Source organism: uncultured Brachyspira sp. (assembly GCF_934747485.1).
Classification (GTDB): domain Bacteria; phylum Spirochaetota; class Brachyspiria; order Brachyspirales; family Brachyspiraceae; genus Brachyspira.
In genome coordinates this window covers 1-12,858 of the sequence record NZ_CAKVGN010000076.1, presented here as the reverse complement: position 1 = coordinate 12,858, position 12,858 = coordinate 1, and the positions used below count along the sequence as shown (strand labels likewise).

15 protein-coding genes are annotated in these 12,858 nt (G+C 26.9%); 11 read left to right on the top strand and 4 right to left on the bottom strand.

Annotated features, from left to right (window positions below):
* Window positions 1-126 precede the first annotated feature (126 nt).
* Entirely contained in the window at window positions 127-969 is an 843-nt protein-coding gene (locus Q0H31_RS11500) for an Rpn family recombination-promoting nuclease/putative transposase (protein ID WP_295298324.1), read from the top strand.
* A gap of 162 nt (window positions 970-1,131) precedes the next feature.
* Here the strand turns inward: Q0H31_RS11500 and Q0H31_RS11495 are convergent, their stop codons facing one another.
* Complete coding sequence (locus Q0H31_RS11495; RefSeq protein WP_295298322.1) at window positions 1,132-2,730, bottom strand: ankyrin repeat domain-containing protein; 1,599 nt, start codon at window positions 2,728-2,730, stop codon at window positions 1,132-1,134.
* Window positions 2,731-2,956: 226 nt separating this feature from the next.
* On the opposite strand from Q0H31_RS11495, the gene Q0H31_RS11490 reads away from it, so the two are divergent.
* From Q0H31_RS11490 to moaC, 10 genes are read left to right on the top strand one after another with little or no spacing between them, the layout of a single operon-like run.
* Window positions 2,957-3,649, top strand: coding sequence for an ankyrin repeat domain-containing protein (locus Q0H31_RS11490; protein WP_295298320.1), 693 nt, complete (start codon window positions 2,957-2,959; stop codon window positions 3,647-3,649).
* Between the two features lie 26 nt (window positions 3,650-3,675).
* Window positions 3,676-4,212 carry an SRPBCC family protein gene (locus tag Q0H31_RS11485; RefSeq protein WP_295298318.1) on the top strand — a complete coding sequence of 179 codons (537 nt, stop codon included), beginning with the start codon at window positions 3,676-3,678 and terminating at the stop codon, window positions 4,210-4,212.
* A gap of 43 nt (window positions 4,213-4,255) precedes the next feature.
* Entirely contained in the window at window positions 4,256-4,705 is a 450-nt protein-coding gene (locus Q0H31_RS11480; protein WP_295298316.1) for an MOSC domain-containing protein, read from the top strand.
* A complete protein-coding gene (locus Q0H31_RS11475) occupies window positions 4,677-5,153 on the top strand; it encodes a MogA/MoaB family molybdenum cofactor biosynthesis protein (RefSeq protein ID WP_295298314.1) in 477 nt (158 codons plus the stop codon). Before Q0H31_RS11480 ends, Q0H31_RS11475 begins: the two co-directional genes overlap by 29 nt.
* A 26-nt stretch (window positions 5,154-5,179) precedes the next feature.
* Window positions 5,180-5,959: a molybdate ABC transporter substrate-binding protein gene (modA, locus tag Q0H31_RS11470; protein ID WP_295298312.1), complete on the top strand. Its 780-nt coding sequence runs from the start codon at window positions 5,180-5,182 to the stop codon at window positions 5,957-5,959.
* Between the two features lies 1 nt (window position 5,960).
* Complete coding sequence (modB, locus tag Q0H31_RS11465; RefSeq protein ID WP_295298310.1) at window positions 5,961-6,629, top strand: molybdate ABC transporter permease subunit; 669 nt, start codon at window positions 5,961-5,963, stop codon at window positions 6,627-6,629.
* Between the two features lie 24 nt (window positions 6,630-6,653).
* A complete protein-coding gene (locus Q0H31_RS11460) occupies window positions 6,654-7,679 on the top strand; it encodes a sulfate/molybdate ABC transporter ATP-binding protein (protein WP_295298309.1) in 1,026 nt (341 codons plus the stop codon).
* Window positions 7,680-7,713: 34 nt separating this feature from the next.
* Window positions 7,714-8,922 (top strand): molybdopterin molybdotransferase MoeA, encoded by a 1,209-nt coding sequence (locus Q0H31_RS11455; protein WP_295298307.1) that lies wholly within the window; start codon window positions 7,714-7,716, stop codon window positions 8,920-8,922.
* Window positions 8,906-9,703 carry a GTP 3',8-cyclase MoaA gene (locus Q0H31_RS11450; protein ID WP_295298305.1) on the top strand — a complete coding sequence of 266 codons (798 nt, stop codon included), beginning with the start codon at window positions 8,906-8,908 and terminating at the stop codon, window positions 9,701-9,703. The genes Q0H31_RS11455 and Q0H31_RS11450 overlap by 17 nt, the downstream gene beginning before the upstream one ends.
* A 1-nt stretch (window position 9,704) precedes the next feature.
* Complete coding sequence (gene moaC, locus Q0H31_RS11445; RefSeq protein ID WP_295298303.1) at window positions 9,705-10,154, top strand: cyclic pyranopterin monophosphate synthase MoaC; 450 nt, start codon at window positions 9,705-9,707, stop codon at window positions 10,152-10,154.
* A 43-nt stretch (window positions 10,155-10,197) separates the two neighbouring features.
* Here the strand turns inward: moaC and Q0H31_RS11440 are convergent, their stop codons facing one another.
* The 3 genes from Q0H31_RS11440 to Q0H31_RS11430 form a co-directional block, all read right to left on the bottom strand.
* Window positions 10,198-10,896, bottom strand: coding sequence for a hypothetical protein (locus Q0H31_RS11440; RefSeq protein WP_295298302.1), 699 nt, complete (start codon window positions 10,894-10,896; stop codon window positions 10,198-10,200).
* An 82-nt stretch (window positions 10,897-10,978) separates the two neighbouring features.
* Complete coding sequence (locus Q0H31_RS11435) at window positions 10,979-11,584, bottom strand: HNH endonuclease family protein (protein WP_295298300.1); 606 nt, start codon at window positions 11,582-11,584, stop codon at window positions 10,979-10,981.
* 3 nt (window positions 11,585-11,587) lie between these two features.
* On the bottom strand, window positions 11,588-12,703 hold the full coding sequence (locus Q0H31_RS11430) for a Xaa-Pro peptidase family protein (RefSeq protein WP_295298298.1): 1,116 nt from the start codon (window positions 12,701-12,703) through the stop codon (window positions 11,588-11,590).
* Between the last annotated feature and the right edge of the window lie 155 nt (window positions 12,704-12,858).

Here is a 12,858-nt window from a genome sequence, read left to right as displayed (position 1 = left end):
ATTATGATACACCTATGCTATACTTTAAGAAATTAAGGAATTCCTAACTGCAATATGTCTGGCTCCTGTGCAAATAAGAAAATAATGAAAACTTTACTTTTGTAATTATTTTTGTATAATAAAGTTATGAGCAGAAATATTAATGTATTGAATGATTATTTTGTGAGATATTTATTCTCATCATCAGACAGTAACCCTATAGTGCTTGACTTTATTAATTCAATAATGCTTGATTCTAATATGAAAACTTTTAGAAGTGTAGAAATACTTACACCTTTTAACTATAAAGAAAATTATGAAGATAAAGAAACTATTGCAGATGTTAAGTGCATAACTCAAAATGGGGCAGTTGTTATAATAGAAATACAATTACAAGGCAATTCAAGATTTCCAGAAAGAATACTTTATTATTGGGCATCTAATTACAATAAACTTTTAAAACATGGAGAAAGATATGATGCTTTAACTCCTGTAATAAATATAAATTTACTTAATTTCAATTTAGATGATAATGATTCTATACATTCCTGTTATATGATTTATGACACTAATAATAAAAGATTATTAACAGACCATTTACAAATACATATATTAGAATTGAAAAAATTTAAATATGATTTATTACAGCCAGATTTAAATTGCTGGCTTAAATTTTTTACAATGAAAGAGAAAAATAATAAGGAGGAAATTATGTCAGAATTAGTAAAAGAAAAGCCTATAATGGAAGAAGTACAGAAAAGATATAATAACTTTGTTAAAGATAGATTAATGATGAATGAGTATGATAAAAGGCAAGCATACTTATATGGTAATCAAATAATGTTAGAAGAAGAAAGAAGGTTAGGCAGAGAAGAAGGTATTAAAGAAAATCAAATATCTATGGCTAAGAATATGAAGAAAGATAATATAGATTTTAATACAATTTCTAAATATACAGAATTGAGTATAGAAGAAATAGAAAAATTATAAGTATATTTTAAATTAGCCAAAGTATTGAAAATATGCTAAAAGACTTGGTTTCATTATAAAAATAGGAAATGGTAAAGAATTTTAATTTTTTATGAATTAATTATTGATTTACAAAAACAAGGGGCTTTGAGTTAATTAAAAACTAAAGCCCTTCATTATTTTTTATTTATTATATTCTTCTATTAACTTGCTAAAGAAACCTCTTTCTAAATCAATAGCTTTTATTCTGCTGGTATGATTAAATTTATTAGCATCTGTTTTGTAATTATAATAATGCTCTTCGTTTTTTTCTTCCTTACTATTTGATATATTATACTTAGAGAAAGAAAATTTATCTAAATAAAAATCATTATTTTCTATTATGAATGTATAATAATACGTACCATTATCATCAGTTGCTTCTATTGTCATATAATTTCCTGATGAAGCAATATCATAAGTTTGTGAGTAGTCATCATTTTGCATTGGATAAAAGCCTGTTATAAACTGTGCTTTATTTTCATCGTTTTTATCTCTTTTCCATATAGATACATAATTAAAATATTTATCGTTTACTTCAAAATCATATACATATTCTTCCATTAATATAAGATTTTCTATATATTCTTCATTTAATATATGACTTTGTATTAAAATATATTTTTCATTATTGTTTGTAAATTCTTTTTGTGAGGCAGGTGAATAAATATAGCTAGTATCTGCAAATTTAAAAGTTTGAGATATTTTATTTAATATTCTTATCATTAAATCTTCATTATTATTTCCAGTGATAACAGTATTAATTAAATTTGTAGGATTTAAAACAGGAAAATTTTTCATCAATACAAAAGATATATGGCTATCATAAGTATGAATACTTTCCAATTCTTCTCTATCTTGAAAGCAGTGAATAGTAATATCAGGATTATTTTCTTTTAAATAATCCATAATATCATACTTTTCATAATAGGCACTATACATTAAAGGAGTTCCTACATAACCATCTCTCATTCTGTTTATGGAATTTATATCAGCACCAAGTTTTAAAAATAATCTTACTAAATCTAAATTATCATTTAAAATAGCTTCAAATAATAAATCGCTTTGTAATTGATAATCTATATCAGAAAAATAATAATTTGCAGATTCTAATTTTCTAACCAATTTTGATATTAAATTATAATTATCATTTTCTGAGTTAATTTTATTATATACTGTTTGATAATCAAAATTAACTCCAGCTTCTAATAAATAATCTATTATTTCATCAGTATAATTATAATTTAGTATTCTAGTATCATCTAAACTAATTCCATGTTCAACAAGCCATTTCACTAAATCATTATAAGCATAATTTCTATAATCAAGTTCAGGTATTAACATCAATACATTATTTCCATTTTCATCTTTACTGTTTATGTTTTTTAAGAGCAAATTTTTTATAGGCTCTAATCTTTGTTTTTCTTCTTCCCTTCTTTCTTTTTTGGAATTATCAGATATTTCATAATTTGATAATTCTGTGTCAATAGTTTTGTATAATATTTCATCGACTTCTGCTTCTGTATAATTTTTAATTGGATATTTATTTTTGAATTCAGGTTTTTTATTTCTTGCTACAATTGTTTGCTTACTTATAATTTGATTTGTATTTTGAGTGGTATTGTTAGTGATTGTTATGTTTGTATTGTTATTAAGTGTTGTATTATTTTGTGTGGCATCAGATTTATTATTATTATTGCAGCTTATTAAAAAAGCCATTATTAATAGTATAATTTTTTTCATAAAACTTCCTTAAATTGATTTAAACTTCATTTTAAAATTATGTTAAGTATTATACTAACTTTTATTTAGTTGTCAATTTTTTGTTATTTTAGAATGCTTATATAGTTTGTGCTAATTTAATAATTCTACTGATATAGAGTATATATAGATTTTTATTTATATAATGTATTGATAATATTATAATATAAAGTATAATAAGCCTAATTTTATCATATAGGGGGTAAAAATGAAAAGAAGTGTATTTTTTATAATTATTAGTTTATTTATGTCGTTATCTTTATACTCGCAAGTAGATAGATTTACAAGGCTAACTCCAGAGCAATTAACAAATTTAGCAAATCCGAGAAGACTTTCTCATAGAATATTTTATAGAGAAAAATCTAAAGGACCTAATGCAAAATGGTTTGATGCAGTTAAAGAGGGGAATTTAGAAGAGATAAAAAGAATGGTTGAAGCAGGACAAGATATTGAAGTTCAAGATACAGCAAGTTTAAAACAAACAGCTTTAGGTTGTGCAGCATTTATAGGTTATTTAGATGTAGTTGAGTATTTAGTTACTAAAGGAGCTAATTTGTATGCAGGAGACACTGCTGATGTTACAAGTGCTTTTAAATCTGCTATACTTGGAGGAAATATTGAAGTAATTGAATATTTATATCCTTTATATAATGGTAAGCTTGATTTAAATGAACAAGATAAAAGAGATGGAGAAACTATGCTAATGGTTGCAGCAGGCAATAGCAGAGAAGAAGCTGTTAAATTTCTTTTGGATAAAAAAGTAGATGTAAATATTGTAAGCAAACAATTAAATAAAACAGCCTATACTTATGCTTGTGAGTCAAGAAATCAAAATATTATCAGCATGATAAAAACAGCAGGCGGAACAAACGTAAGAACTGGTAAGGCATCTTGTAATTAATGTTTTTATAAGAGTAAATAAATATTATGTTCTATTTAGTTCCAGTATTTATAATTCTTCCATTAGTGTTAATGGCTGTAATGATAATAGTACCTAACCATATAGGAAAAAAATTATATCCATCATTTACAAAAACAAAATCTTCTGTTTTAGAAATAAAAAGAAATGATTTGTTTGACTTGTTAGTAAATTATGAGAATTATCCTATATGGTTAAAATATTTATCTGTTGTTAGTGTAGAAAAGATAGAAGATGATAAATTAAAAATTATGCAAACCTATAGTAATAGAAAGACATATCAAGAACTGACAGAAGTAAGAAGGATTAATACTGATGATAGAACAGAGATTTCTATTGTTAAATTAGAAAATGAATTTACTGTTTTGTGGACATATATATTAGAAGATGAAGGAGAAAATAAAACAAAAATAACAATAAAAGAAACAACATATGTTTATCATCCTTATTTTAGATTTATTTTTAAGTATATTCTTACAGATGAGAATGGTAAAAATGAGTTTTTGATTAAATTAAAAAAATATGTTAATAAAAATAATAGATAATTTTTATTGACTAATTTTGTTTTTTTTATATACTAATGCGAATATGGAAAATAAAGAATTTGGTTTAGTATCTTTAAATATATCTAAAAATACTGGTACTATAAAAACACCTGTAAAAAGTATTGTTTTAGTTGAAGATAAAGGTGTATTTAATGATGCTCATTTTGATAAATTAAGTGATAGGCAGGTTTCTTTGCTTGCAATTGAAGATATAGAGTATACAAATAAAAAAATGAATGCTAATTTAAAGCCTGGTGATTTTGCAGAAAATATTACTACAAAAGGTGTAGAGCTTTATAGTTTAGAAATAGGCACTAAAATATATATAGGCGATACTATATTAGAAGTTTCAAAAATAGGAAAAGAATGCCATAAAGGATGCGATATAAAAAAGTTAGTTGGTGATTGTATTATGCCTAAGAGGGGCATATTTGCGAGGGTAATTAAGGGAGGAGAGATTACAGTTGAGGATACTTGTTATTACTGTATCTGATAGGGCATATAAAGGCATATATCAAGATAAATCCGGTGATATTATTCTACAAACTTTAAAAGAAGAATTAGATTCTAAGATTTCAAATATAGAAAAAATTATTATACCAGATGAATATGATATGATATTAAATGCATTAGAAAATAATAAAGATAAGTTTGATATAATAATAACTACAGGAGGCACAGGGTTATCAAAAAGAGATGTGACTCCTGAAGCCACGATGGAGTTTTGTAAAAAAGAAGTTAGGGGAGTGTCAGATTATTTAAGGCAGGAATCTATGAAAGAGACTATATTTGCTTCTCTTTCAAGAGGCTATGCTGGTGTTAATGATAATGTATTTGTAGTAAATTTTCCGGGAAGTGAGAAGGCAGCAAAATATTGTACTAAATTAATTATACCTTTGCTTGAACATATCATAGCTATGATAAAAGGTGAAGGGCATTAATATAAAATTTTGTTAAAGGAAATATTATGAAAAAGATTATATTTGCATTTTTTTTAATATCATATTTATTTGTATCATGCAATCAATCAAATAATACTCAATCTAATTCAAAGAATAAAGAAATATATGTATTAGCAGCAGCAAGCCTCACAGACGTGCTTACAGAATTAGCTAATAATTACAAAGAAGAAACATCAACAGAAGTTATATTTTCTTTTGCTTCATCTGGTGCCTTGCAAGCTCAAATAGAAGCCTCTGCTCCTGCAGATATATTTTTCTCTGCAGCACAAAAACAAATGAATGCTTTAGAAGAAAAAGGTTTAATTGATAGTGAAACCAGAAAAGATTTGCTTGAAAATAAAGTTGTTTTAATTTCTCCAAAGAACTCTAATTTAAATATTAAGTCATTTATAGATATAACTAATGCTAACGTAAAAAAACTCGGTCTTGGTGAACCTAAAAGTGTACCAGTAGGGCAGTATTCTGAAGAGATATTGAGTAATTTATCTATATTAGATATTGCTAAAGAAAAAGCTGTTTATGGTTCTGATGTTAGAAATGTGCTTGATTGGGTTGAGACTGCTGAAGTTGATTGCGGTATAGTGTATTCTACTGATGCTAAAATAGCAAAAAATATTAATATAATAGCAGAAGCTCCAGAAGGTACTCATAAAAAAGTTATTTATCCTATATCGATAATAAAATATTCTCAAAACAAAGAAGAAGCAAAGAAGTTTATTGATTATATTTCTACAGATAAATCAAAAGAGATATTTAAAAATTATGGCTTTACTGTAGTAGAATAATATGGAATATTCTCCATTAATACTTTCTCTAAAAACAGCATTCTATTCTACCATAATAACTTTTTTTGTTGGAATATATATTGCCTTTGCTGTTTTTAAAATAAAGAGATTTTCATCTATATTTGATATAGTATTTACTCTTCCTTTAGTGCTTCCTCCTACGGTTGTTGGATTTTTTTTGCTTATATTTTTTGGAAGGAATTCTTTTATAGGGAGCATAGTTGAAAAGTTAGGTTTTCCTTTTATATTTACTTTGAGGGGAGCCATACTTGCTTCTTTTATAGTTTCTTTTCCATTAATGTATAGAACTAGCAAAGGAGCTTTTGAGCAAATAGATACTAATATTATAAATGCTGCTAAAACATTAGGAAAATCTGAGAATTGGATATTTTGGAGAATAATGCTTCCAAACAGCTGGCAGTCAATATTGGGAGGGGCTATACTTTCTTTTACAAGGGCTTTAGGAGAGTTTGGTGCTACTATTATGATTGCTGGGAATATACCTAATAAAACTCAAACTATATCGCTTGCTATATATACTGCTGTACAGGCTGGAGATAGAGATTTGGCTTTTAGGTGGGTTATAATAATTGTTGCTATATCGTTCATAAGCATAATGATGATGAATATTATAATACCTGTTTCTAACAGCATTAAAAAAAGATTATAAAAAATATATTTTGAGGTTTTAATATTGAGCTTAATAGTTGATATTAAAAAGAGATTATCTAATTTTGATTTAGATTTACAATTTGAGACGAGTGGCGGAGGGGTATTTGCTATACTTGGAGCTTCTGGAAGTGGGAAAAGTATGGCGTTAAAATGTATTGCCGGTATAGAGAAGCCAGACAAAGGATATATAGAAGTTGATGGTAAAGTTTTTTATGATTCTAAAAAACATATTAATATTAAGCCTCAAAAGAGAAACGTTGGATTTTTATTTCAAAATTATGCTTTATTTCCAAACATGACAGTTGAAGAAAATATAAAAGCAGGAATTAGAAATAAAGATATCAATATTGAAGATATAATGAAAAAGTTTTTTATATATGATATAAAAAATAAAAAGCCAAGAGAGATATCTGGAGGAGAACAGCAGAGAACCGCTTTAGCGAGGATATTTGTATCATCACCTAATATATTATTATTAGACGAGCCTTTGAGTGCTTTAGATTATCATATAAAATTGGAGTTAGAAAAGTTTATTTTATCGAGTATAAAAGAATTTAATGGCACTACATTATTTGTATCTCATAATAGAGAAGAAGTTTATAAGATGGCTGATAATATAGGAATATTAAACCGAGGTAAATTTGAGGTTATAGATTCTAAGCATAATATTTTTAAAAGCCCAAAGACATATTTTTCTGCCTTGCTTGTTGGATGTGAGAACTTTTCAAGGGTTAGATTGTTAGAAGATAAAAAAATAGAGTGCATTGATTGGAATATTATAATTAATAGTAATAATAATATAAATTATATAGGTGTGAGGGCTAATAGTTTTTTTGAAAATGATAATAATTCTCAAAACATCAATATAAAATGCCGTATTAAAAAGATAGTAGAAGAGATTTTTTCTTATGTTATCACTGTTAGTCCTATAAATAGTGAAAGTGAAATAATATGGCATTTGCAAAAATGTAATTATAAAAAAGATTATTATATTGGAATGGAGATAAACTTAGCTCTTAATATTGATAATATTATGTTTTTAGAATAATATATTTAATAGTTTATATTTGAGGTAATTAAAAATGTCTAGAACTTTTTTGCATCCTGATGAGGCTTTAAAATTAGTATTAGAAAATGTAGAAGATTATGGAGAAGAGAATATATCTGTGCTTGATTCTTATAACAGAGTTTTAGTTAATGATGTTTATGCTTTAAATGACGACCCTCCTTTTAGCAAATCATCTATGGACGGCTATGCATACAACAAAGAAGATGAAAATAAGGATAATTACGTTTTAATTAAAGATAAAATCATATATGCTGGGCTTTGTGAAAAAATAAAAGTTAATAGCGGAGAATGTGTAAAGATTATGACTGGTGCCATGCTTCCAGAGAATTGTAACGCTGTACAGAGAGTTGAATGGACTGAAAAAATAGAAACAGGTAAAACTATTATTAAATTTACCAAAAAAGAAATTAGTAATAATGTAATAAAAAAAGGAAACAATAAAAAAAGAGGTGAAAAGATATTAGACAAAAAATTTTTACTTCCAAAAGATATAGCAATATTAGCAGGTTTTGGTTTTTCAAATATTGATGTAAAGAAAAAAATTAAAGTGGCAGTTGTTTCTACAGGCAATGAAATAGCAAATATTGGAGAGAGTTTAAAAGATGGTCAGATATATGATGCTAATGCTCCTATGCTTGTATCGAGAACTTTGGCACTATCCTGTGATAGTAAGTTTTATGGTAAAGTGAATGATGATGAAGTACAAATAAAAAACATACTTTCTAAAGCTATAGAAGAAAATGATATTGTGCTTATAAGCGGCGGAGTATCTATGGGAGATTTTGATTATGTGCATAAAGAGCTGTTAGACATTGGAGTAAAACAAATATTTCATGGTGTAGCTATGAAACCCGGTAAGCCTTTATTTTTTGGCAAGCTTAATAAAAAGGCTGTATTTGCTTTGCCGGGTAATACTGTTTCTTCTTTTATGACTTTTGAGATTATGGTTAAAGCTTACATATTAAGCTGCTTGGGCTTAAGCTATGACAGCAGTTATACAAATGCTGTATTAGTAGATGAGTTTAATAGAAAAGATAATGAAAGACTTGAGTATGTACCTATAAAACTAATTCATAATAATACTAAATTGGAAGCAAGACTTATAAACTATAATAACTCTTCTATGATAGCATCATTTTCTGAGGCTAATGGTATATTAAAAATAGATATAGGTGTTTCTAATATAAAAGAGGGGAGTATAGTTGATGTTAGATTCCTTTAATAGAGATATTAATTATATTAGAGTATCTGTTACAGATAGATGCAATTTAAGGTGTATTTATTGCATGCCTGAAGAGGATTTTGAAAAAAAAAGTCATAATGAAATTTTATCTTATGAACAAATATATGATGTTGTAAAAGAGGCGGCAGAACTTGGAGTTAAAAAAGTGCGTCTTACTGGAGGTGAACCTTTAGTGAGAAAAAATATCGATGAGCTTGTAGCTATGATTAGAAAAGTAAAAAAAATTGAAACTATAGCTATGACTACAAATGCTTTGCTTCTTTCTTCTATTGCAGAAAAATTAAAAAAAGCTGGACTTGATTCTGTTAATATTTCCCTTGATACTTTAGATGACGAAAGATATAAATATATTACAAGGGGCGGTAATTTAAAAGATGCTTTAAAAGGAATTGAAATTGCTTCTAAATTTGGCTTTCAATTAAAGATTAATGTTGTTGTTTATGATGATAAGAGTAGAGAAGAGTTGCCATTATTAGAAAAATATGCAAGCAGCGTTAATGCTAAATTACAAACCATTCAGTATTATAATATTAATTCTCAAAAGCTTGATAGTATTAATTATGACAGACCTCACAGATGCAAGTATTGCAATAGGATAAGGCTTCTTTCTGATGGTTATTTGCTTAGCTGTTTGCATAGTAATATTAAGTTCAAAATTGATTTTAATGATATAAGAGGCTCTATTATAAGATGCATTGAAGGCAAGCCTGAGAATGGCACTTACAGTGATGTTAAATCTATTAGTACAATAGGAGGATAATATGGAATTAACTCATATAGATGAAAACGGCAATGCTAATATGGTTGATGTTGGAAATAAAGATGTTGTAAAAAGAGAAGCTAAAGCACAGGGAAAAATATATTTATCTAAAGAGACTATTTATTTAATAAAAGAAAACAATATAAAAAAAGGCGATGTTATATCTGTGGCAAGAATAGCTGGTATAATGGGGGCAAAACAAACTTCTAATCTTATTCCTTTATGCCATAACATTAATATAGAAAAAGTGTCTATTGATTTTATTTTGGAAGACGATGGAATAATTGCAACATCATATTGCAGATGCAGTTATAAAACAGGAATAGAAATGGAAGCTTTAACAGCAGTTAGTATATCTCTTTTAACTATATGGGATATGTGTAAGGCAGTAGATAAAAAAATGAAAATAGGCGATATTATATTAATTTCAAAAACTAAAGAGAGTATTTAATAAAAGAGCATTACTTAATAAAAATAATGCTCTTTTTAATTTTTTAATTTTTACCTGGCTTAAATCTTACAGATAGTTGCAAGCCAATATCAAAACTGTCTGTTCCTATATAATTTCTTGATTTAGGTCCAAAATTATAACCCAAATAAAAACCTATACCAAAATCTCTTGTATCAACATATTCTCTTGTTTCATAATTTATGTCTGAAAAATACCAATCAAAAGTTAATTTTATATATGGTATAACAAACATTTGATTGTATATAGATTTTATTTCATTAAAATAAATTCTTTCATAACGTTTATAACTTTCTGTATCTGATACTCTTGTATATGTTTTTATTTTTCCATGAAAAGGAATTTTTACTCCAGCTCCTAATCCTACAGAAAAATTATTAATATTAAATTTAGGAAGCACTCCTAATTGCAAACTAGTAAACTGATTATGAATAGTATGTTTTTGAAATATTGTATTAGGTATTCTATAAGAAAAATTATCATGACTAAGACCTATTTCTCCCAATATGCTTACAGCCATATTATTATTTAAATCTGCCAAAAAACCAAGCTGAGCTGTGAGTGCAGCATCAAACCCAAAAGAAACTTTTCTTTCAAAGCCAGCATCTCCAATAGGTATGCCAATAGATTTACCAATATTAGCATTTATTATAGCTTCAAAACCGCTTTTAGCAAATACTGAACTATTAATTAGTAATATCATTAGAAATAGATACTTCTTCATTATAGCCTCCTTATCTAATCTTATATTTGCATGTTATACTATTATTATCTTTTGTCAATTAAAAATGATAATGCAGATATTTTTATTTTCCTTTGCAAATTCTATTTGAAAGCTCATCAAAACCGTCTTCAATGGTAAGTCCCCAATCTTTTTTTATTCTATACCACTCTCTAATATATTCGCATTGATATTCTTCATTTTCTGGAAGCCATTCAAGAGGAGATTTATCCCCTTTAGAACGATTGGCACCTCTTGAAACAGCTATTAAATGATGTTCGTTCTTTAAATAATTATAATATCTGTTTTTTTTCTCTTTGCTCCAATTACTAGCACCGCTTATATAGGCATTTTTTAAAGGCACTAAATGGTCTATATCCAAATCTTTAGGGTCATCAAAATATTTGCCAGTGTATTTATCATACCATCTTCCGGATACTATTCTGTTATTTGAGATTATAGGCTCTATCAAAGATTCTTCTAAAAGAACTTCGTTTCTTGTATTAAGTCCGTCCTCGTCATCATCAGTCCATCTTCCCCAGTCGTCTCTATTATATCTTTCTATTTTTTTAGTAAAATATTGAGCTTCTATTTTGTCATATTTATTATAATAATAATATATTAAAACAAAAACAACTGCTATGAAAAGCAAAAATAATTTATTTAATTTCTTTTTTTTTCTTTTAGCCATGTATTATAATATAATTAAATCAGTTGATGTGCTATTTAAAATTGCAGGACCATCTTTAGTTACTATAGCCATATTCTCTATTCTTACTCCCCCAAAATCTGGAAGATATATTCCAGGCTCAATAGTAACTACAGCCCCTCCGTCAAGCATATGATCAACTATAGGAGATAATCTAGGAGATTCATGTATCTCAAGTCCGACACCATGTCCAAGCCCATGTCCGAAATATTGTCCATATCCAGCATTTTTTATAATCTCTCTTGCAACATTATCAACTTCTTTTCCAGTTATTCCAGAATGTATAGCTTTTGCTCCTTTATCATTTGCCTCTTTTACTATATTATATATTTTTTGCATCTCATCAAATTTATCGCCTTTGCCAAAAAAGAAAGTTCTTGTAATATCGCTCTTATAACCATCTCTCGATAATCCAAAATCCATCAAAATATTATCCCCAAGTTTTAATTTTCTATCTGAAGGAACTCCATGAGGAAGAGAACTTCTATCACCAAAAAGTAATATAGTATCAAATGCTGTTTTATCTCCGCCTTCTTTTCTCATTTGATATTCAAGCTCGGCTGCTAAATCTTTTTCTGTAACTCCTTCTTTTACAGTTGATAACATTTTTATCATAGCCTTTTCAGCACTATGAAGATTTTCTTTTATTATATTAATTTCTTCTTTTTCTTTTATTATTCTTATAGAGTCTATATCTGCCTTACTTATAGACACTTTAATAGAATTATTTACCATAGAAGCCACTATGTTTTCATAATCACTGAGATATAATGCATTTTTAGCTACGCTTACCTCTTTTATGTTGTTTTCTTTCACAAACTCAGCTACAGCTTCTTGATATGTATTTGCAACTAAAATTACTGTAGTTTTATGAGTTACCTTGGAGGCTACTTCAAAATATCTTGAATCAACAAATAAATATTTTTTAGAATCATATATTAAAAGCCAGCCTGCTGTACCCTTAAAACCTGTTAGATAAAATATATTTTCATTTTTAGTTATTAAAATTGTTTCTTTAGTTATATCTAATAATCTATTTAATCTTGAATCATAATCAAATTTATTATTTTCTTTGCTTGTAAATGTTTTTAATGTTGACATAGTTTGCCTACCTTTAATTGTTTATATAGCCTTAATATTATACTAATAAATTATATTTTGTCAAAAACAATATTTTTATATTATTGTTTAGGAGCCATACATATTGCACGTTTTTTAGTTTAAAAAAAGCAGGTATTCCTTATAATTTAATTAAC